Genomic DNA, 21,006 nt, shown 5'->3' on the forward strand with positions numbered 1-21,006 from the left:
TGAGGAAGGCTCGTCCGCTCAGGGTAAGTCGGGACCTAAGGTGAGGCCGAAAGGCGTAATCGAAGGACAACAGGTTGAAATTCCTGTACCACCGTAAACCGTTATGAACGATGGGGTGACGCAGGAGGGTAGTGACGCGGACTGATGGATGTCCGTCCAAGCAGTGAGGCTGATGTGTAGGCAAATCCGCACATCAATAAGGCTGGGCTGTGATGGGGAGTGAAAATTATAGTAGCGAAGGTCATGATCTCACACTGCCAAGAAAAGCCTCTAGTCAGGTGAAGGTGCCCGTACCGCAAACCGACACAGGTAGGCGAGAAGAGAATTCTAAGGCGCGCGGAAGAACTCTCGTTAAGGAACTCGGCAAAATGACCCCGTAACTTCGGGAGAAGGGGTGCCTCGGTAGGGTGAATAGCCCGAGGGGGCCGCAGTGAAAAGGCCCAAGCGACTGTTTAGCAAAAACACAGGTCTGTGCGAAGCCGTAAGGCGAAGTATACGGGCTGACGCCTGCCCGGTGCTGGAAGGTTAAGGGGAGCGGTTAGGGAGTAATCCCGAAGCTGTGAACCGAAGCCCCAGTAAACGGCGGCCGTAACTATAACGGTCCTAAGGTAGCGAAATTCCTTGTCAGGTAAATTCTGACCCGCACGAATGGCGTAACGACTTGGGCGCTGTCTCAACGAGAGATCCGGTGAAATTTTAATACCTGTGAAGATGCAGGTTACCCGCGACAAGACGGAAAGACCCCATGGAGCTTTACTGCAGCTTGATATTGGATTTGGGTACGATCTGTACAGGATAGGTGGGAGCCTTTGAAGCATGAGCGCCAGCTTGTGTGGAGGCGACGTTGGGATACCACCCTGATCGTATCTAGGTTCTAACCTGGTACCGTAATCCGGTACGGGGACAGTGTCAGGCGGGCAGTTTGACTGGGGCGGTCGCCTCCTAAAGAGTAACGGAGGCGCCCCAAGGTTCCCTCAGAATGGTTGGAAATCATTCGAAGAGTGCAAAGGCATAAGGGAGCTTGACTGCGAGACCTACAAGTCGAGCAGGGACGAAAGTCGGGCTTAGTGATCCGGTGGTACCGCATGGAAGGGCCATCGCTCAACGGATAAAAGCTACCCTGGGGATAACAGGCTTATCTCCCCCAAGAGTCCACATCGACGGGGAGGTTTGGCACCTCGATGTCGGCTCATCGCATCCTGGGGCTGAAGTAGGTCCCAAGGGTTGGGCTGTTCGCCCATTAAAGCGGTACGCGAGCTGGGTTCAGAACGTCGTGAGACAGTTCGGTCCCTATCTGTCGTGGGCGTAGGAAATTTGAGAGGAGCTGTCCTTAGTACGAGAGGACCGGGATGGACGTACCGCTGGTGCACCAGTTGTTCCGCCAGGAGCATGGCTGGGTAGCTACGTACGGAAGGGATAAGCGCTGAAAGCATCTAAGCGTGAAGCCCCCCTCAAGATGAGATTTCCCAATTCGTAAGACCCCTTGAAGACCACGAGGTAGATAGGTTGGAGGTGGAAGTGCAGCAATGCATGGAGCTGACCAATACTAATCGGTCGAGGGCTTATCCAAAAACTATTTCAATGTGCTGCAAATTCGTTTCGTATCTAGTTTTCAGGTGATCAAGCATCTGAACCGTTTGGTGGCGATGGCGGAAGGGTTCCACGCGTTCCCATACCGAACACGACCGTTAAGCCTTCCAGCGCCGATGGTACTTGGACCGAAGGGTCCCGGGAGAGTAGGACGTCGCCAAGCGAAAAACCACTGTCGATGTAATCGATGGTGGTTTTTATTTGTTTTTTATGAGAATTGTTTTTTTGATATTTGGATGAAATGCAGATTTAGAGATTGTCCGACTAAGGATATATGCTGCAGCGTGATGTCAGCAGCTTCTCTGTTATATAACATGATCATAAAATTGACGTAAACAGATGAAAATTTTGTTACCGATACCATGCCAAAAATCAGTATAATAGAATTAGGCAAAATCGGGTAGTGATTACCGATTTGCGCAGGCTGTAGGAAATAAGGCCTGATTGGAAGGTTCTCCATTAACCAACCAACTACGAATACTCATCTGGAGACCGGTTATTGTGGGGGAAGGAGGACAATTACATGTTGTGTAAACGTGGTCTGCATGTGGCAGAGATAATCTGCGCGGTTACGATATTGTTGATCGGATCCGGATGTGGGGCATCCGCAGAACCAAGCTGGGAAACCTTTGACGGCGCGGCGAATGTGAAGTCATTCCCGGTTCCGAAGGAAGCGAATAAAACGGAGCAAACAACAGGCAATAGTGACTTGGATTATGTACGGTATGCGCTTCCAGGCTTAAAGGGAGACGACAGCATCCCTGAAGCCTACCTGGAAGAGATTGAGTCCTGGGGATGGAAGCAGAAGGAAGTTGAAGATGACGGTTCTTCGTTAGTATTTGAAAAAGGGAAAAGTATCGTCCACCTATCGGTGCATGACGATTTTCTTATAATTACGGTTCCGAGTCAGCTAAAAAAACAAGCCATACAAGGATTGGAAAGCAATAAAGCCAATGAATAAAGACCTCTTCCCGACTTCGGAATGAGGTCTTTATTCATTGATGAAACGAAAAATAGGGTTTATAGCGCTATGTAGTGATGGACGCAGAACTCTAATATTATTGCTGGTAGTAGGAGATGTCCTGCTCATTCATTTTCAACATGCCATCTTTACGCTGGCCGCTTAGACGCAGCATGGTATAGCCGCGCGGGAGAAGGAACCACAGATGCCAGACCAGAAGCGTGATGGCAAAAGGCAGCGGTGACCAGAAGGCCATGATAGCGCTTAAGACAATCCCTACCCAACAGGTATAGAACTGCACTAAATTAAATACGCGACGGCTGACGTGTTGATCCGGTATATAACCAAGCCAAGGCAACCTCAGACGGAAGCGCCAACGTTTCCGGTAGCTTGTTCCCAATAGGACGAGCACGGTATGCCCGACGACATATTGGATCCATAACATAAGCGGAAAGGCGATTAGCAGATAGAGCAGGAAATACGGTGACACCCAAAATGTCCCTGCAGCCGCAGCAAGCCAAGGCAGAGTTAAGTAGAGGATGAGCAAGCTTTTGGAAAGTTGGATTTTCTTAATTAATCGATAGTGATAAAAGGTGGCTTGACCATGTGGATCTGCCATTGGGCTATACTGTCCCCCTTTAAGTAGAAGTAAATTACGATAGACGGGAAATTTAAGTCTTTTATGTTTTTATCGGACAAAATCATATTTTTATTAAGCTGAAAAAAAAGGTACAGACACAAGGCCACCAAGGGGTACATATATATAAAGCGTAGACCGATATCCTATGAAAAGGTTTAAAATAATAGAAACTGTGTCATACTAATAGGAAAAGGATCAAGGTGGGATGGTTATGGAAGAATTGACCGAACACGTGTGTATCATATGCAATCAGACGAAGACAGAGGGGATTACCATTGTTTCGCAATTCGTATGTGAGGAATGTGAATCCGAAATCGTTCATACCAGCGCGGAAGATGCCAAATATCATTTTTTCATCCGTCAATTAAAACAAATTGCCATGCCGAAAAATGCATAGGCGCGGATACACGCGTCAAATGGGCCTGAATAAAAGGCCTTTTTTTGTTTAGAGGGGACTTTCCGTGCTTGGAGACGTAGGCGTAGGTTTCAAATTGCGTTAAAATAGGTTAGAGAATGTAATCCGAAGGGATATATCAATGACTACACATAGAGAGCGTGCCCCACTAGCAGAGGCTATAATGTTGTATCGAGAACGTGGGGCTTCATCTTTTCATGTACCTGGTCATAAAAATGGCAGGGCATATGCGGGAGAAGGTAAGACTACGGAGATGCTGCGAGAGGCCATGCGCATTGATGTGACGGAAATTACCGGAACCGATGATTTATTTCATCCTGAAGGCGTTATTCAGGAAGCGCAGGAACTAGCCGCAGATTGTTTTGGTGCGGAGGAGAGCTTCTTCCTAGTGGGCGGGAGTACAGCCGGCAATTTGGCATTAGTTCTGACGGTTTGCCGTGAACCGGGCGATATCGTGCTTGTACAGCGGAACGTACATAAGTCCGTGTTGAACGGATTGATGCTGGCCGGTGCCAGGGCGGTGTTTCTTCAACCGGAGCTGGACAAGCAGAGCGGTTTAGCCGTTGCTCCCTCTGTAGCTACACTCGTAGCGGCTCTGGAGGCTTATCCAGAGGCCCGGGGGGCGATCATCACGATGCCGAACTACTACGGGATGGGGAGCGACTTAAAGCCGCTAGCGAAAGCTTGCCATGAGTTCGGCATTCCACTACTCGTGGATGAAGCGCATGGAGCTCATTACGGACAGCACCCCCAGTTGCCTATGAACGCTTTGTCATGCGGCGCGGATGGTGTGGTTCAATCCACACACAAGATGTTAGCCGCCATGACGATGGGAGCCATGCTGCATGTACAGGGCGGGCTGCTCGACCGCAGCCTGCTGCGCCAGCGGCTGGCCATGGTGCAGAGCTCCAGCCCCTCGTACCCGCTCATGGCTTCGCTGGACTTGGCGCGGCGCCTGCTGCACACACAGGGCGCAGACGCCTTCACGGCTGGCCTGGCCGCCGTGAAGGCCTTCCGGCGCGGCCTCGCGAAGCTGCCGCGGTTCGGGCTGCTGCAGCCGCCGCAGCCCAGGGGCCACGCCGCGGGCACAGCCGCAGCGGCGTATACCCGCCAGGACCCGTTCAAGGCGGTCATATATGACCGCACCAGGTCCCTGAGCGGGTATGCACTCCAGCGCGAGCTAGAGGCGCGCGGCTGTGTGCCGGAGATGAGCGACGAGTTGCACGTCGTCTTATTGTTTACGCTGGGATCCACTCGGGAAGATGCGAATCACGTCTTATGGGCCCTTGTGCATATTGTAGAGCAGGGGGAGAAGACAGAAGGGATCGGAACCGAATCCGGCACTACGGCAGAGAGCACGGAATTACTGATCCGGACATTGCGGGATCAGGGGGATTTCATGAGTTATGAGCCGCGAGTAGACCACAAGAATATGGATTCTATCCATTTCGATGTCGATGCTAACTTGTTAACTGAAGCAAGACCAGTCTCCGATGTTTCCACGTGGAACAATTTGCCCTCGGAGATTCCTTATTCGGCCCCAATTCCTTTCTCACTGAAGCCGAATGACAGGGAGAGGTTAGAATCGGTGCCGTTAGAGAAGAGTGCTGGGCGTAAGGCAGGGGAGATGGTTATTCCCTATCCGCCAGGTATACCGATCTTATACCCAGGTGAAGAAATCTCAGCGGGAATGAAACAGAGGCTCCTGGCATTAAGGAATGCAGGGGCGAAATGCCAGGGGATATCCGATCCAGCGCTGCAAACCATTGTCGTTTATAAGGAAACGTAAAGGAAGAGACTCCACTATACGTTGGTAAATATACCGGAGCGTATAATATCGAGCTCCACGATCAACAAATGATGAAAGCAGGATACGCTATGAATAATCGCAGACCACTATTTATTACCATCGAAGGAGGAGACGGATCCGGTAAAACGACTATGATGGGCAGACTCGCCGCTTTTATGCAGAATCATTCGATCCCGTATCTGATTACACGCGAGCCCGGCGGCATTGAGATTGCGGAGAAGATCCGCTCTATTATTCTCGATCCGCAGCATACCGCGATGGATGCACGTACTGAAGCATTGTTGTATGCGGCTGCCCGCCGCCAGCATCTTGTGGAGAAGGTGGAGCCAGCTTTGAGTCAGGGCTTGACTGTGCTGTGTGACCGATTCGTGGACAGCAGTCTGGTTTACCAGGGATATGCACGCGGACTGGGCATGGAGGAAGTATGGAACATCAATCAATTTGCGATCGATACCCGCATGCCGGATCTAACGCTGTTGTTCGATGTGGAGCCGAAGATTGGCATGGCACGGATCACGGCGAATGCAGAACGGGAATTAAATCGGCTGGATATGGAGAACATGGCATTTCACGAGAAGGTTAGGGAAGGCTATCTATTGGTAGCAGAGCGTAATCCGGATCGAATTCGCATTGTAGATGCTTCCAAGACGCCGGCTCAGGTGGAAAGAGAAATGATTCGTCACTTGGAAGACGCGATATTAAAGGATTTTTGAGGTTGTTTGTCAAATAAGTAGTGTTAAGGACATATGATGTCCAAATAAACAAGGAGGGTTTACCATGAAATTGATTGTTGCGATTGTCCAGGATAAAGATAGCAACCGTCTCTCCGCCGCATTGGTCAAAGCTAATTTTCGGGCAACAAAGCTTGCAAGTACAGGCGGCTTCTTGAAGGCGGGGAACACCACCTTTATGATCGGGGTAGACGATTCACAGGTTGAAAGTGTGCTCAGCGTCATTCGCACAAGCTGTAAGGTTCGTGAACAGCTGGTCACTCCGGTAACCCCAATGAGTGGTACAACCGATTCCTACTTGCCGCTTCCGGTCGAAGTACAGGTTGGTGGCGCAACGGTGTTTGTCCTCCCTGTAGAACGATTCGAGCATTTCTAAATTCATTTTCTGGATCTGCGATAGATACGTAACGGATGTTTTTATTGGGATATTTGACGGCTGTGTTCTCCTGTAACCCAAGTCTTCTGAAGCACTTCTGTATCATAATAAAAATAGTTACCGTAGATCGCTGCACTCGGGAGATGCTTTTAATAGATGGATGATCTCGATGGATTCCGGAAAATCACCCAATTCATCGATAATTATCGATGAATCGCTTGACAAGCAAACCATTTCAAGGTACGTTCACGTGAGGCATAGGTTTGTTCGATATGAACGTACCAGGTGCCTCCGTTTTATTAGATGCAAAGAATACGCAACAGGCGGTGGATCAGATGAAAATCAATCCGGGCTTTCGGCCCATGAAAAGTGAACTCACGGTGCCGGATGGCAACGCCAGACCGATTCAGCAGCGATCGTTCTCGGATATGATGCAGCAGCAGGGAGAACGCGCGACCCATGAAGAGTTGAGTCGTCAAATGCGTGAAATTGCAATGCAAGGCGATCGTTTGGCAAAAGTGATGACCGTTCGGGAGCTAAAAGCGTATAAATTGATGGTTCGCCGATTCCTGGAGGAAACGGTTCGTCGCGGTGTGAAAATGAAGGAAACGCGCGGCTGGGACCGCCGGGGACGCGGCAAGCGTTATAATGTAATTGATGAAGTCGATTCTGCGCTGCTCGCGATGGCGGATGAACTGCTGGATACGGAGCAGGGGAGAATTGATCTATTGAACAAGGTTGGAGAAATTCGAGGCATGCTGATCAATCTTGTATTCTAATCGCAAGAAGCAAGGAAGCGGATCGTGATTCATGACTGCTAAGTCTGGAGGATCATGAGGATTGATAGAAAGTGAGGACTTATGTCTTTTAATGATATCGTAGGTCAAGAGACTGCGAAGCAACTGCTGCAAAATGCCTTGCGCCGTAATGCGGTCAGTCATGCCTATCTGTTTAGCGGCCCCCATGGTGCCGGACAGATGCAGACGGCGCTTACGTTTGCCAAGGCATTGTTTTGTACGGAACTTGAAGACGATGCCTGCGGGCAGTGTTTGGAATGCCGCAAGGTAGATCATGGCAATCATCCCGATCTGACGTTGGTTGAGCCTGATGGAGCCAGCATTAAGATCGATCAGATCCGTGATCTTCAGCGTATATTCTCCTATCGATCGGAGAATCGAAATCCCAAAGTCTATATTATTGACCGAGCGGAGAAGATGACCACGCAGGCAGCCAACAGTCTGTTGAAATTTCTGGAGGAACCCCAGGCGCCGGCTGTAGCTATTCTGATTGCCGAGAATGGACAAGCCCTTCTGCCTACCATTCAATCGAGATCCCAGCAGGTTCCGTTCCGGGCTTTGGATCCGCAGATGATGGAGAAGGTTCTTGTAGGGGAAGGTTATCCTGCCGCACTTGTACGCTGCGCAGTTCATCTTTCGTCAGGACTTGATGAGTGCAGGAAAATATTGAGTGAGAATTGGTTTGCAGAAATTAGAAACCTAGTGTTACAATTAGGTAAGGAGTCTTTGAACCGCAGTGGCTCAGCAATTATCACAGCGAGTCAAAAAGTGTTCAAAACCGAGCTCTCTGATCATCTGGACCTATTGTTCAGTATGTTTCATTTATGGTTTAAGGACATGATCCATGTCCAGTATGGAAGGAAAGAGTCTCTCGTTTTCATAGATCAGGCAGAGTATATCTCTGGTCATGCATCAGCCCGCAGCACAGCACAGTGGGTGTCATACATGGATTTGGCCGCAGAGTGTCAGAAGAAGTTACGCTATAATGTCAATGGACAGCTCAGTTTAGAGCAGTTATTGATGGGTTTGGGCGGTAACACTCCGGCGTGAGCACACCCCCAGGCCCGCAGAATGGCCATTATGTACAGGCACAAGGGGGTTTATTTTTGTACAGTGTAGTAGGTGTCCGCTTTAAGAAAGCGGGCAAAATATATTACTTTGATCCGCTCGACCTGCCCGTGGAGAAGGAACAATCCGTCATTGTGGAAACCGCGAGAGGCATTGAGTATGGTCAAGTTGTGATAGGAAAGAAGGAGGTCGGTGAATCGGACGTTGTCCTTCCACTCAAGAAGGTCATTCGGATCGCGGGTGATTCTGATGCCCGTGTGGTTGAAGAGAACAAACAAGCGGCCAAGGATGCATTCACCACCTGTTTAAATAAAATTCGGGATCACGAACTGAAAATGAAGCTGGTTGATGTGGAATTTACGTTTGACCGCAACAAAATCATTTTCTACTTCACGGCCGAAGGCCGTGTGGATTTCCGTGAACTGGTCAAGGATCTGGCCAGTATATTCCGTACAAGAATCGAACTTCGCCAGATTGGAGTTCGTGATGAAGCGAAAATGCTCGGCGGTCTTGGACCTTGCGGACGCGTACTGTGCTGTTCCTCATGGCTTGGTGATTTTGAGCCGGTATCGATCAAGATGGCAAAGGATCAAAGCCTATCGCTCAATCCGACTAAAATTTCCGGGCTATGCGGAAGATTGATGTGCTGCCTAAAGTTTGAGCATGATAATTATGAAAGCGTGAAAGAAGAGCTTCCATCCGCGGGGAAATTGGTCATTACTTCGCTTGGAGAAGGCAAAGTAGTCGGACTGAATGCGGATAAGCGGACGGTTCATGTTCAGCTGTTTGAAATTGGAAAGGTTAAGGAACTTCCAATGGACGACGTTGTCATCAAATAGTCCAATAGAATGTTTATTTTCGGGGTGTAGACTTGGAGAAGAAAAACATTTTTGTGCTCATTCAAGAGTTGGAAACACAGATGGGAAATATACACAGTGAACTGGGTGGACTTAAGCTGGTCATCAAGGAACTGCTGGAAGAGAACCATCGCCTCAGTCTTGAAAATGAACAGCTCCGGAAAATTTTAAAGCGGGAAGTCAATCCGGCAGAATTGGAAAACCCAGTGGCTTTACAACCTCAGCCTCATGTGAAGGATGAGGCACATGAAGATGTGGTCGGCGAGGGGTATGATAACCTGGCTCGGCTGTATCATGAAGGCTTCCACATCTGCAATGTCTATTATGGACATCTGCGGACGGAAGGGGATTGCCTGTTCTGCTTGTCTTTTTTGAATAAATAAGAAGCCGTAGGAGAAACTGCCTACGGTTTTTTTCTAGAATGGAAAGGTTATACTGTAAGGATCGCGATTGAACAAATAACGGCTGCTTGTCATGCAATGTGAAGAGCAGCCTTTTGTGTATTTCATTTTATCAGGTACTATGTAGAGAGCCGATACACCAAAAACGCGTGTTTGGAATTTTGGAGATAAAGGGTTGAAACTATGAAATTGAAAGAAGTGTTATTGCAATCATCCGAGCGGATTGATGATCTGCTCACCCATGAGCTTGGCATCATCCAGAGTGAGGAGGTATTCAGCTTTTCCATGGACGCCGTCCTGCTCGCCAGGTTTGCCAGCATACCGCGCAGGGGCCGTATTTTGGATATGTGCACGGGAAACGGGGTTGTTCCAATCCTGCTGTCGACTCGTACAGGTGCGCTGATCGAGGGGATTGAGATTCAGCCCAGACTTGCGGACATGGCCAGACGGAGCGTCGAGATGAATAATCTCCAGGACCAGATCACGATCCATGAGGGCGATCTGCGGGAACTATACAAGGAACAAGGATATGGAGCGTACGACCTGATTACGGTCAACCCGCCTTATATGCCGATGAATGGCAGCGACTTGAAGCTGAATGAGCACCAGGCGATTGCCAGACATGAAATCCACTGTACGCTTGAGGAAGTGATTGAATCCTGTGCAAAGCTGCTTCGCCAAGGCGGAAAGATGAGCATGGTCCACAAGCCCCTACGACTAGCGGAGATTATCACCTTGATGAGCAAATACCGGATTGAGCCCAAAGTCATCCGATTTGTCCATCCGCGCGTGAATATGGAAGCAAACATGGTGCTTATCGAGGGTATTCGGGACGGGAAGCCTGAGGTTCGGCTGAAGCCCCCGCTGATCGTATATGATGAGCAAGGAAACTACGGACGAGATTTTATGGAAATTTACTATGGAACACATAAGGATGAGACTAAAGAATGAGAAATCTTGTGCAACAGAGTTATGCCGATCAGGGAGAGGGAAGCCCGGGTTCTCTGTATTTGGTGGCAACACCGATTGGTAATTTGGAGGATATGACCTATCGCGCTGTACGCATCCTCCAGGAATGCGATATTATCGCGGCAGAGGATACACGGCAGTCACGCAAGCTGCTGACCCATTTCGAAATTCCGGCTAAGCCGCTGTTTAGTTATCACGAGCATAATAAGGCGGCCAGTGGACCTGAAATTATACGTTATATAATAGAAGGAAAAAATGTGGCACTCGTCAGCGACGCCGGTCTGCCGGCGATTTCGGACCCTGGCAGTGATCTGGTTTCACTTGCGATTGAGGCGGGAATTTCGGTCATTCCGATCCCGGGGGCCAATGCCGCTCTTTCGGCCTTAATCGTGTCGGGTTTGCCGACCGAACGATTCACGTTTATCGGCTTTTTGCCGCGGGAGCGTAAAGATATCATTCAGCAGCTGCAAGTTTTGCAAACGGCGCAGGGAACGCTATTATTTTATGAATCTCCGCATCGCGTGAAAAAGACGCTGGAGATCTTGCAGGAGGTACTGGGAAATCGGAAGGTGACCTTGGCTCGTGAACTGACTAAACGCTATGAGGAATTCTTGCGCGGGAGCATTTCCGAATGCCTGGACTGGCTCACGGAGCATCCGCCGCTGGGGGAATATTGTTTGGTGGTGGAAGCCGGTAGTGCAGAAGAGGAGCTGAAGGAGAAAAATGCCTGGTGGCAGGAGCTTTCGCTGGAGGAGCATGTGGAACATTATGAGCGGGAAGGACTAAGCCGCAAGGATGCCATGAAAAAAACCGCGGGTGATCGCGGTGTATCGAAGAGGGATATCTATAATGCGCTCCTGACGGAATCGTGATAATACTTAACTTGGTGCAGGGGGATAACAAAATAGCCCCACAAAGTGGAGCCTATGCTTCGATGTTTATTCCAAATACTTTGCGGGGACCCCAAAACCAATAAATGAGAATAAAGAATAGCTTACGCTTCGCTGAAAACTTAAATTCTGTAAACTCAAAAAAAGACCCTCCTGCGGCCGGGTTCATAGCCGAGGAAGGCACCAAGGAGATATGAAAAAGGTTAGAATTAACAAAATGTAATAATGCTATTATATACTAAAAATCTTAATTTGTCACAGGTGTAGGGATTTCCGAGATACATTCATGGCAAACAATTTTACCTTTGAAGTAAGTGACATTCTCAGCGTTACCACAGAAGATGCAGGCAGGCTCATATTTCTTAAGCATGATGCGTTCGCCGTCTACATAAATCTCCAATGCATCTTTCTCACCAATTCCGAGCGTACGGCGTAATTCGATCGGAATGACGACCCGTCCAAGCTCATCGACTTTCCTTACAATTCCTGTTGATTTCATCATAACTTATAAATGCCCCTCTCGCCATAATTTAAAAAAGTCATAATTCGACATAGTTCTAGTTTTTATGTTATTTATAGTACCAACGATTCCCAAAACAGTCAACCTATATTTTTGAAAAATCGGAACCTATTTACGAAAGTATAGTGAACAAAACCCTTATATAGCAACGTAATTACCATAATCGTACCAATTATTGCTGCGTTTTTTGATTTGTCGATTTGGAAAGCGCAATTTTCCCTTATTCGACATGGTTCGACATTAGATGTCAAAAGAAGTGTTTATCGGCTAAATCCCAATCGAAACGATAAGGAGTTGAGATGGAATGTATTCACCAATTTCGGAAGAAAAAGTGTTTAAGGATCCCGTCCACAATTATATTCATGTGCAAGACGACATCATCTGGCGATTAATCGATACCCCGGAATTCCAGCGACTCCGCCGGGTTAGACAGCTTGGGACCTCTTTTCTGACCTTTCATGGGGCCGAACACAGCCGATTCTCCCATTCACTGGGAGTCTATGAAATTACGAGAAGAATCATCTCTCAATTCGAACGGAGGGGGTATTCCGATTGGCCTGCCGAGGAAAGGCAAGTTGCGCTCTGCGCGGCTCTGCTGCATGATTTGGGGCATGGCCCTTTCTCTCATTCTATAGAAGAAGCTTTTCATATGAATCACGAGGATTGGACATGCCGGATCCTGCTCGGGGATACTTGCGTCAATCAGGTACTGCGAGAGCTCGGAGCGGATTTCCCCGAGAAAGTGGCTTCCGTGATTAACAAAACCTACGATAAGCCGATTGTGATAAACCTGGTCACTAGTCCGCTGGATGCAGACCGGATGGATTATTTGCTAAGGGATGCGTATTATACGGGAGTTAATTATGGAACGATTGATATTGACCGGATCTTGCGGATGCTGCGGCCATACCGCGATCGGGTCGTTGTGAAGGAATCGGGCATGCACGCCGTGGAGGATTACCTGATGTCACGGTATCAGATGTATTGGCAGGTATATTTTCATCCCGTCACTCGAAGCTCCGAAATCATCCTGCGCCAAATCTTTCGCCGGGCAAAGGAACTGCATGACAGCGGATATGCCTTTCGGTTCATGGTCGAACCGCTTCCTGCGTTGTTTGCGGGCCATATTGACGTGAGTCAATACCTGCGTCTGGATGAAGCCCTGATCCAAACGGCCTTTCTGCAATGGACGGAGGAGGAAGACAAGCTCCTTAGCGAATTATGCGGTCGTTTCATGCACCGAAAGCTCTACAAATATGTAGAAATCGACAATATTGATCTGGAAACCATCGACCGGATACGCCAAGCGTTCCGTGCCGTGGGATTACATCCGAAATATGACCTGGAGATTGATTTTCCAACCGATCTTCCTTATGATAAAGTTCATTCCGATATGCCGCTTAACGAGAAACAGATTCTGCTTCTGGATCGGCATGATGAGCTGAAGGAAATCTCGGAGGTTTCCGATATTGTACGCTCGATCAGCGGTATTCATAAAGGACGGTACCATCTTTATTATCCGGAAGAGAAAGTGACTCCGCTGCTGGCTCAGATGCCGGAGAAGATAGCCGATGTTTTCAAACAACAACATTAACCTAGAGGAATAGACAATGCTTGGTACATCTGCAATTTACCCAGCTAATGGAAGATAAACGACACAGAAACGACAGGAAGGAGAGTGTGGATCTTATGTTGTTCGACACGCACACTCATATGGACGCTCCCCAATTCGACGAAGACCGGGAGGAAGCAATTCAGCGGGCGCTTGAAGCTGGCGTGACCCGGATGATCAATATCGGATTTAACCGGGAGACGATCCCGACTACGATGAAGCTGGCAGAGACTTATGATTTTATATATGCGGCAGTGGGCTGGCATCCTGTAGATGCGATTACCATGGAGGATCAGGACCTGGATTGGATCGCCTCTTTATGCAGTCATGAGAAAGTGGTGGCTATTGGAGAGATCGGCCTGGACTATCATTGGGATACATCTCCGAAAGAAGTGCAGCACCGAGTGCTTCGGCGTCAGATCGGACTTGCCCGGGAACTGAACATGCCGATTGTCATTCATAATCGGGATGCGCATGAAGATATTATCAAAATTTTACGGGAGGAAAAGGCCTCCGAAGTGGGCGGTGTCATGCATTCCTTCTCCGGAAGCTGGGAAACTGCCAAAATATGTCTCGATATGGGATTCCATATTTCATTTGGCGGGCCGATTACCTTCAAGAATGCAAAGCAGCCCAAAGAGGTATTGGCGCAGGTTCCGCTGGATCGATTATTGATCGAAACGGACTCCCCTTACCTGACGCCTCATCCCTTCCGTGGGAAACGAAATGAGACCGCTTATGTGAAATTGGTGGCGGAGACCGCAGCCGAGATTAGAGGGTTGTCTTATGAGGAATTGGCCCAAATTACCACCAAAAATGCACTGGAACGATTTGGTATTTAACGAAAAAGAGAGCAAAAGCGATGAAAAAGGGAGCAATCGCGATTAATTAAAGTTTTTTAATCAGAAAAGGCGTCAATATTACAATAATTTAACCTTTTACATGAGAAAATGTGGTTGAATGTTGCTTTACAACCTGCATGTAAACAGGATATCATCTTTTCAGTGATAGGAAGCTGCGATGTGCAGATCGTAGCCGAATATTTCATGAACCGTCTCGCTTAATCTCCGGAATTCTGGAGAACGGGGGAACCGATACCGCCGTGCATACTGGTCTGAATGCACGCAGCTGTATTTGATTTCTTTTTCGGGTCTTTGGGGTGAATTTGAAGGATCTCGCCATGAGCGGGTATCCGGATCTAGGGCGTCTCTCTTACGTCCGAACCCGACAGCTAACTCCGTAAGCGAAATAAGAGGGGAAATCTCGTGCATACCATTTCCATGATTCTAATCATCAGGAAGCCACGTTAGAGCCTCTAGTACTCTTTCATTGGCTTTCTTTTATTTTTGAATAATGGAGAAGGGATCATCATACTCTTGGTAAACAGGGGGTGGTGGTAGATGGACGAAATGACGGGAATTGACGCAGGGTGTAGATAGATAGCAGGGCGCCTTGTGAGAAAAATTGCTATAGTCACGTCAAATGCATTCATGCGTTTACCTAGACGGCGGGACTATGAAGGAGGATGGAATAGTGGGCATTTTTCAACCTGAAGAAACCCATGAATCACAATCATCCAGCATGTCTTACGCATTGAGATGGAAGCATGACAATTTGCGTCAACTGATGTTGCTCGGTGCCATGGGTGCCGTTACGGTATCACTTCTCATATCGTTGGTCGTACATGATCAGGCAGGCAAGGAGGTTCAGCTTGTCGTCGATGGTCGTGTCACCACAGTAGAAACACGTGGATCATTGCTGCAGGAATTGCTGGATGAGCAAGCGATCACGTTGAGTCCTCAGGATCAGATTTCGATGCCTTTAAACGGCGCGATCCAGGATGGAGATCGGATCATCATTGAACGGGCAATTCCAGTTAAAGTTACAGTAGGCAGCACAACTAAAACCATATTTACATCCCAGGATACGGTTGATCATGTACTTAAAGAGGCTGGTATTACGATCCAGGGTGAAGATATAGTACAACCGGCACAGAACACGAAGCTGACCAGCAATATGAATATCCATGTTGTCCGCGTCACGAAACAAAAAGTTAAGGAGACGGAAGACCGGGAATTCCGTGTGATCAAAACAGCCGACCCATCGCTTGAAAGAGGGGATAACCGCGTAATTCAGCGGGGCGAGTCCGGTCTCATGGTGAACCATTATGAGAAGGTCTACCACAATGGCAAGCTGGTTTCGAAGACGAAGGTCTCCCAAAAAGTCGAGCGCAGAACAAAGGATAAAATTATTGCCGTAGGCACGAAAAAGGTGGAGAAGCCCGTCATTGTTCAGGCGGCCGCCACCGATGTGAAAGCCACACCGGCCAAATTGTCTGGCACGAAGAAAGTAACAACCGCCAAGGCTGTTGAGAACAACGTGGTTTCTCGGGCAGGCGTTGATTTTAAATACAACAAGGTATTGAACAATGTGTCGATGACGGCGTATTCTTCTGAGCAACAAGGAATCGGTACACGCACTGCATCCGGCACACGCGTTACAGAAGGGCGCACCATCGCCGTTGACCCTAATATCATCCCGATCGGATGGTGGGTCTATATCGAAGGCATTGGCTTCCGTCGTGCAGAAGATACGGGCGGCGCCATCAAAGGCAACAAAATCGATGTTTATTATGATTCACTCAAATCGGCCACGAGTTTCGGCCGGAAGAGCGGCCGCACCGTTTATGTGATCGGTCCGGTTAAACCTGAATTGAACTAGACGCATGAATTCCAATTTACAATGCCATTCTAATGCTATACTATTTAGCTTATAATATATAATGATGAAGAAGAGGGAGTATTTCCTCTTCTTTTGTTTTGTTAAGAACGGAGTATACAGAGCTAAGATGGTTGGAAATCTAAAGTTGTACAAGCGTGGCTTTGCTTGGGAAGGAAGAGAACAAACGCATGATTAAAGAAGTGATTGTTGTGGAAGGCAGAGACGATACCGTTGCCATTAAACGGGCCGTAGAAGCGGATACGATCGAAACGGGCGGATCAGCGATCAACAAGCAAATCCTGAAACGTATAGCGCTTGCTCAGGAGCGCAGAGGCGTCATTATATTAACGGATCCTGACCATGCAGGGGAGCGGATCCGCAAAATCGTGGATCAGGTCGTACCCGGCTGTAAGCATGCCTTTATCCCGGAAGCGGATGCTACCCGCAAAGGGGATATCGGCGTGGAGAATGCCTCGCCAGAGGCGATACGGCGTGCGCTGGAGCGGGTCCATACCTCCTTCGAGGGTGGAGAGAGCCTGATTAGTCTGGAGGACATGCTGGAGGCCGGATTATCGGCTCATCCGGAAGCAGCGGCAAGGCGTATGACGATGGGTAATCTGCTGGGGATCGGTTATTGCAATAGCAAGCAGTTCCATAAACGACTGGCCATGTTTCAAATATCACGTGAAGAATTTCTGGCCGCACTTGCACAGTTGGAAGAAGGGGGCGTAAGCCAATGAATCGGATCGAGGATATATCAACACCAAGACGGACGAAGGAGATCATCTCACGGCATGGATTCTCTTTCAAGAAGAGTCTGGGTCAAAACTTTCTTATTGATCAGAATATTCTGTATAAAATTGTGGAAGCTGCAGGACTGGATGAGGATAAGGGAGCCCTTGAGATCGGCCCTGGTATCGGTGCATTAACGGAGAAGCTGGCGCAGACGGCAGGGACCGTCACCGCGGTCGAAATTGATCAGCGCCTGATTCCCATCCTGAGGGAGGTCCTGGAGCCCTATGAGAATGTGAAGGTGCACCATGGAGATGTACTGAAGGTGGATCTTCATGAGCTGTTCCGTCAGGATTTTGCGGGCGTATCGAAGGTAAGTGTGGTTGCGAATCTGCCGTATTATGTGACGACGCCGATTCTCATGAAACTGCTGGAGGAAAAGCTGCCGCTGGAGAATATCGTGGTGATGATTCAGAAAGAAGTGGCAGAGCGGATGGCAGCGGCGCCGGGAAGTAAGGATTATGGCAGCCTTAGCATTGCCGTTCAATATTACAGTGAGCCTAAACTGGTCTGTATTGTGCCGCATACGGTGTTTATTCCGCAGCCGAATGTCGCTTCGGCCGTGATTCGCCTGGCGGTCCGGGAACAGCCTCCTGTTAGTGTAGAAGACGAAGGATTCTTCTTCGAGGTGGTTCAGGCTTCTTTCGCACAGCGGAGGAAGACGATTGCCAACAATCTGAAGAGCCGGTTCTTTCCGGGAGAAGGCCGTGAACGGCTGGAGCAGCTGCTGCAGGAAGCGGGCATTGAGCCCTCACGGCGCGGTGAGACCCTTAGTATTGAAGAGTATGCCCGGCTCAGCAACATATTGTACAACGCGGATATTCGTTAATACAGCCATTAGAGAGCCCATAGGGCCCGCGAAGGCCTTAACGCGATAAATTGATGTTTCGCAAGAACCAATAGTCACAGTGGCCCATACCATAGGGTAGGGGTGATGTTGTGATGAACTTGGGAGACTTGGTCGTTCGTAAATCCTACGGCGGCGATGTAACGTTCCGGGTAGAAGGCATGCGGCAAAATAATAATATCGTCATCAAAGGGACAGAATTCCGGTTACTTGCCGATGCTCCCATTGATGATTTGGTCACGGTCCCGCATCCCAACTTAAGCGAACGTACAAAGCAGGCGCAGATCAAAGCCAATGAGTCGCTGGACCGTCTGCAGAAGCACAGACAGGAGCAGAGTGAGCGTCAACTGGCCAGCCTGCGCAATATTGAAGGCGGACAGCTTGCGGAAAAAGGATATTTTGACGTGCCGGGCAAGGTGCTGCATTTGGATGGAGATCCCCAATACCTGAAGAAGAGTTTGACCTTGTACAATCAGCTTCGGGTCCCAGCGGAAGGCCATTATATCAATGAGTCGGGGATGGCCGATTCATTATATCGTCTTCTTCCGCGGGTAAGACCTGATATCGTGGTAATTACAGGTCATGATGGAGTTCTGAAGAGACGACAGCCATACGATTTATATAGCCTGGACAGCTATAAGAATTCACACAACTTCGTCACGGCGATTCAGGTAGCACGTCAATATGAGCGGAATCTGGATTCCCTGGTCATTGTGGCTGGGGCGTGCCAGTCGCATTTTGAAGCTCTGCTGCAGGCGGGAGCCAATTTTGCCAGCTCGCCAGGGCGAATCCTCATCCATGCGCTGGATCCTGTCTACGTTGCCGCTAAGGCAGCCTATACGTCAGTCAGGGATACCGTCAACATCCATGATGTCGTTCATCATACGATCAGCGGCAGTCAGGGCGTGGGCGGAATCGAGACGAGAGGCAGCTACCGGATCGGTCTGCCCAAGCTGCAGGATTTGTCCACGTTGAAGGTTACGCCTTCGGTCAGTTAGCTCATATTGCGTTCTAAAAGAGGTGTAATAGGCCGTTGTAGAAAGAACAGAGAAGAACCCCACAAGTTGGGGTTTTTTTATTTTTTGTTTCAATTCTTTAAGAAAGTTGTCAAAAAAAATACATAAAGCTTGTCAATTTAGCGCATATTAAAGCAAATGCACACGAGAAATCCAGGGTCAAAAAAAATACGTTGACAATATATTTTTGATGCTGATATAATTAATGTTTTTGAATTGACAAATGACTGAATCTTTTGTATAATGGACAAGGAAAGAGGTGGTCGTCGACAATGGCTAAAAACGCGCTGTTGGAAATCAAACGCAGTCTCGATGCCCATTTAGGGCAAAAAATTACGCTTCGGGCTAACGGTGGCCGTCGGAAGACCGTCGAGCGTACTGGTGTTTTGGAAGAAACGTACCCTTCTGTTTTCATTGTGAAGCTGGATCAAGACCAGCAAACTTTTAAACGTGTGTCCTACAGTTATGCCGATATTCTGACCGAAACCGTGGAAATCATGGTAACCGGTGATGACAACGAGATGCGAATCACCTATATCAAGTCATAACGATATGTCATGAGAGAGCAGTCTCCACTAACAGGGAGGCTGTTTTTTGTTGCCATCGATCCGGGGAATGACAAGCGGGGGTTGAACACATACTAAGGCTGCGCGAGGCCTTCTTCATTCGCATATGCGGTGAAGGAGGTTAGCTTGCAGGGGTTCGTAAAAGCCACTGCAATCGCGCCGGATGCTGTTCATGCCATACTCAATTACATTTTCCAAGGAGGCGGGATTGATGAGCAGGAGAAGACGAAGCATTATGTCCGATCAATTGAAGACCGAATTGGCTAAGGAATTGGGGTTCTACGATACCGTGGAAAAAGAAGGCTGGGGAGGCATTAAGGCCAAGGATGCCGGCAACATGGTAAAGCGGGCGATTGAGCTCGCCGAGCGGGCAGCCAGCAAATCCGATCTGTAAGAGAAAGACCATAATGCGGCAGGGGCTTCCGGTTAAGCGGAAGCCCCTGTTTGTTTACCCCATCAAACGGTCCCATGACTTCAAAGCCTGAGTTTGTTAATATAGAGGCATTAGATGTTTTTCCTCGAATATGTTAAGTTCAAGCATATGGGGAAAAGCTAAGGATAGGTGAACGTTCTTGAAAATATACGAAAAAGCACCGGCCAAAATCAATTTGATGCTGGATGTACTTCATAAACGTCCTGACGGCTTCCATGAGGTAGAGATGGTCATGACGATGATTGACCTCGCCGATCGGCTCGAAATGTCCGAACAGAAGCGGGACACCATCATCATCACCTCACAGGCAGGGTACATACCGCTGGACGAGAAGAATTTGGCCTTTCAGGCAGCAAGACTAATTAAAGAGCGCTATGACGTGAAAAAGGGTGTGCATATTCACCTGGACAAAAAAATTCCCGTTGCCGCTGGACTCGCAGGAGGCAGCAGTGATGCAGCGGCAACACTGCGCGGCTTGAACCGCCTCTGGGGACTGGGTATCCCCCAGGAGGAGCTGCTCGCGCTGGGCGCAGAGCTCGGCTCGGATGTGCCGTTCTGTGTAACCGGCGGCACCGCACTGGCTACAGGGCGCGGCGAGGTACTCACGCCGATCCCAAACCCGCCGCAGTGCTGGGTGATCGTGGCGAAGCCGCCGATCAATGTGTCGACGGCGGAAGTGTACGGCCGTTTGCGCAGCGAGCAGATTCAGCACCATCCATCGGCTGAACGCATGGTCGAGGCGCTTACGCAAGGCAGTTTCCAGCAGATGTGCCAATCGCTGGGTAACGTGCTGGAGGAGGTTACCTTGAAGATGCACCCGGAAGTTCAGCAGTTGAAGGAAGGAATGCTGAAATTGGGAGCTGACGGTGCGCTCATGTCCGGAAGCGGTCCAACGGTCTTCGGTCTCGTCTCCAAGGAATCCAAGGTAGCCCGGATTTACAATGGCCTGCGGGGATTCTGTAAGGAAGTGTATGCCGTTCGCCTACTGACTTAG

The 21,006-nt window shown here is 48.9% G+C and carries 22 protein-coding genes, 2 rRNA genes and 1 riboswitch (1 of these 25 only partly in view); of the genes, 22 read left to right on the top strand and 2 right to left on the bottom strand.

Annotated features, from left to right (window positions below):
• From NYE54_RS00055 to NYE54_RS00065, 3 genes are all read left to right on the top strand, one after another.
• Positions 1-1,570 (top strand): 23S ribosomal RNA (locus NYE54_RS00055) (it extends 1,360 nt beyond the left edge of the window).
• 66 nt (positions 1,571-1,636) lie between these two features.
• A 5S ribosomal RNA gene (gene rrf, locus NYE54_RS00060) occupies positions 1,637-1,753 on the top strand.
• A 360-nt stretch (positions 1,754-2,113) separates the two neighbouring features.
• Positions 2,114-2,551 (top strand): hypothetical protein, encoded by a 438-nt coding sequence (locus tag NYE54_RS00065; protein WP_339269177.1) that lies wholly within the window; start codon positions 2,114-2,116, stop codon positions 2,549-2,551.
• A gap of 97 nt (positions 2,552-2,648) precedes the next feature.
• Here NYE54_RS00065 and NYE54_RS00070 read toward each other — a convergent pair whose 3' ends face one another.
• Positions 2,649-3,170 carry a hypothetical protein gene (locus NYE54_RS00070; protein ID WP_339269179.1) on the bottom strand — a complete coding sequence of 174 codons (522 nt, stop codon included), beginning with the start codon at positions 3,168-3,170 and terminating at the stop codon, positions 2,649-2,651.
• A 232-nt stretch (positions 3,171-3,402) separates the two neighbouring features.
• Here NYE54_RS00070 and NYE54_RS00075 point away from each other — a divergent pair, with 232 nt between their 5' ends.
• The 10 genes from NYE54_RS00075 (at position 3,403) to rsmI (ending at position 11,487) form a co-directional block, all read left to right on the top strand.
• Complete coding sequence (locus NYE54_RS00075) at positions 3,403-3,588, top strand: sigma factor G inhibitor Gin (RefSeq protein WP_071221101.1); 186 nt, start codon at positions 3,403-3,405, stop codon at positions 3,586-3,588.
• Positions 3,589-3,727: 139 nt separating this feature from the next.
• Entirely contained in the window at positions 3,728-5,395 is a 1,668-nt protein-coding gene (locus NYE54_RS00080) for an aminotransferase class I/II-fold pyridoxal phosphate-dependent enzyme (protein ID WP_339269181.1), read from the top strand.
• An 89-nt stretch (positions 5,396-5,484) separates the two neighbouring features.
• The gene (gene tmk / locus NYE54_RS00085) at positions 5,485-6,129 is read left to right on the top strand and encodes a dTMP kinase (RefSeq protein ID WP_339269183.1); all 645 of its coding nucleotides are present in this window, start codon (positions 5,485-5,487) and stop codon (positions 6,127-6,129) included.
• 64 nt (positions 6,130-6,193) lie between these two features.
• The gene (locus NYE54_RS00090; protein WP_006207400.1) at positions 6,194-6,523 is read left to right on the top strand and encodes a cyclic-di-AMP receptor; all 330 of its coding nucleotides are present in this window, start codon (positions 6,194-6,196) and stop codon (positions 6,521-6,523) included.
• Between the two features lie 335 nt (positions 6,524-6,858).
• Complete coding sequence (locus tag NYE54_RS00095; protein WP_076326561.1) at positions 6,859-7,302, top strand: YaaR family protein; 444 nt, start codon at positions 6,859-6,861, stop codon at positions 7,300-7,302.
• A gap of 81 nt (positions 7,303-7,383) precedes the next feature.
• Complete coding sequence (holB, locus tag NYE54_RS00100) at positions 7,384-8,370, top strand: DNA polymerase III subunit delta' (protein ID WP_076326557.1); 987 nt, start codon at positions 7,384-7,386, stop codon at positions 8,368-8,370.
• Positions 8,371-8,426: 56 nt separating this feature from the next.
• Positions 8,427-9,227, top strand: a complete 801-nt coding sequence (locus NYE54_RS00105) for a stage 0 sporulation family protein (RefSeq protein WP_076326556.1) — start codon at positions 8,427-8,429, stop codon at positions 9,225-9,227.
• A gap of 32 nt (positions 9,228-9,259) precedes the next feature.
• The gene (yabA, locus tag NYE54_RS00110) at positions 9,260-9,628 is read left to right on the top strand and encodes a DNA replication initiation control protein YabA (protein ID WP_076326555.1); all 369 of its coding nucleotides are present in this window, start codon (positions 9,260-9,262) and stop codon (positions 9,626-9,628) included.
• 201 nt (positions 9,629-9,829) lie between these two features.
• Entirely contained in the window at positions 9,830-10,597 is a 768-nt protein-coding gene (locus tag NYE54_RS00115) for a tRNA1(Val) (adenine(37)-N6)-methyltransferase (RefSeq protein ID WP_339269187.1), read from the top strand.
• The gene (gene rsmI, locus NYE54_RS00120; RefSeq protein WP_339269188.1) at positions 10,594-11,487 is read left to right on the top strand and encodes a 16S rRNA (cytidine(1402)-2'-O)-methyltransferase; all 894 of its coding nucleotides are present in this window, start codon (positions 10,594-10,596) and stop codon (positions 11,485-11,487) included. The genes NYE54_RS00115 and rsmI overlap by 4 nt, the downstream gene beginning before the upstream one ends.
• Before the next feature lie 265 nt (positions 11,488-11,752).
• Here rsmI and NYE54_RS00125 read toward each other — a convergent pair whose 3' ends face one another.
• Positions 11,753-12,007 (bottom strand): AbrB/MazE/SpoVT family DNA-binding domain-containing protein, encoded by a 255-nt coding sequence (locus NYE54_RS00125; RefSeq protein WP_006207408.1) that lies wholly within the window; start codon positions 12,005-12,007, stop codon positions 11,753-11,755.
• 322 nt (positions 12,008-12,329) lie between these two features.
• Here NYE54_RS00125 and NYE54_RS00130 point away from each other — a divergent pair, with 322 nt between their 5' ends.
• The 9 genes from NYE54_RS00130 (at position 12,330) to ispE (ending at position 21,006) form a co-directional block, all read left to right on the top strand.
• Positions 12,330-13,619, top strand: a complete 1,290-nt coding sequence (locus tag NYE54_RS00130; RefSeq protein ID WP_339269189.1) for an HD domain-containing protein — start codon at positions 12,330-12,332, stop codon at positions 13,617-13,619.
• Positions 13,620-13,714: 95 nt separating this feature from the next.
• Positions 13,715-14,479 (top strand): TatD family hydrolase, encoded by a 765-nt coding sequence (locus NYE54_RS00135; RefSeq protein ID WP_098741212.1) that lies wholly within the window; start codon positions 13,715-13,717, stop codon positions 14,477-14,479.
• A gap of 205 nt (positions 14,480-14,684) precedes the next feature.
• Positions 14,685-14,899, top strand: a riboswitch (cyclic di-AMP (ydaO/yuaA leader).
• A 271-nt stretch (positions 14,900-15,170) separates the two neighbouring features.
• Complete coding sequence (locus NYE54_RS00140; protein WP_098741213.1) at positions 15,171-16,358, top strand: 3D domain-containing protein; 1,188 nt, start codon at positions 15,171-15,173, stop codon at positions 16,356-16,358.
• A 188-nt stretch (positions 16,359-16,546) separates the two neighbouring features.
• Positions 16,547-17,098: a ribonuclease M5 gene (rnmV, locus tag NYE54_RS00145; protein WP_339269192.1), complete on the top strand. Its 552-nt coding sequence runs from the start codon at positions 16,547-16,549 to the stop codon at positions 17,096-17,098.
• Complete coding sequence (rsmA, locus tag NYE54_RS00150; RefSeq protein ID WP_098741215.1) at positions 17,095-17,979, top strand: 16S rRNA (adenine(1518)-N(6)/adenine(1519)-N(6))-dimethyltransferase RsmA; 885 nt, start codon at positions 17,095-17,097, stop codon at positions 17,977-17,979. Before rnmV ends, rsmA begins: the two co-directional genes overlap by 4 nt.
• Positions 17,980-18,092: 113 nt before the next feature.
• On the top strand, positions 18,093-18,995 hold the full coding sequence (gene yabG / locus NYE54_RS00155; protein WP_076326547.1) for a sporulation peptidase YabG: 903 nt from the start codon (positions 18,093-18,095) through the stop codon (positions 18,993-18,995).
• A 290-nt stretch (positions 18,996-19,285) separates the two neighbouring features.
• The gene (locus NYE54_RS00160) at positions 19,286-19,561 is read left to right on the top strand and encodes a Veg family protein (protein WP_006207415.1); all 276 of its coding nucleotides are present in this window, start codon (positions 19,286-19,288) and stop codon (positions 19,559-19,561) included.
• Between the two features lie 229 nt (positions 19,562-19,790).
• Complete coding sequence (locus tag NYE54_RS00165; RefSeq protein ID WP_076326546.1) at positions 19,791-19,973, top strand: small, acid-soluble spore protein, alpha/beta type; 183 nt, start codon at positions 19,791-19,793, stop codon at positions 19,971-19,973.
• A 178-nt stretch (positions 19,974-20,151) separates the two neighbouring features.
• Positions 20,152-21,006: a 4-(cytidine 5'-diphospho)-2-C-methyl-D-erythritol kinase gene (gene ispE / locus NYE54_RS00170; RefSeq protein WP_076326545.1), complete on the top strand. Its 855-nt coding sequence runs from the start codon at positions 20,152-20,154 to the stop codon at positions 21,004-21,006.

It is taken from the genome of Paenibacillus sp. FSL K6-1330, assembly GCF_037976825.1.
Lineage (GTDB): Bacteria > Bacillota > Bacilli > Paenibacillales > Paenibacillaceae > Paenibacillus_AQ.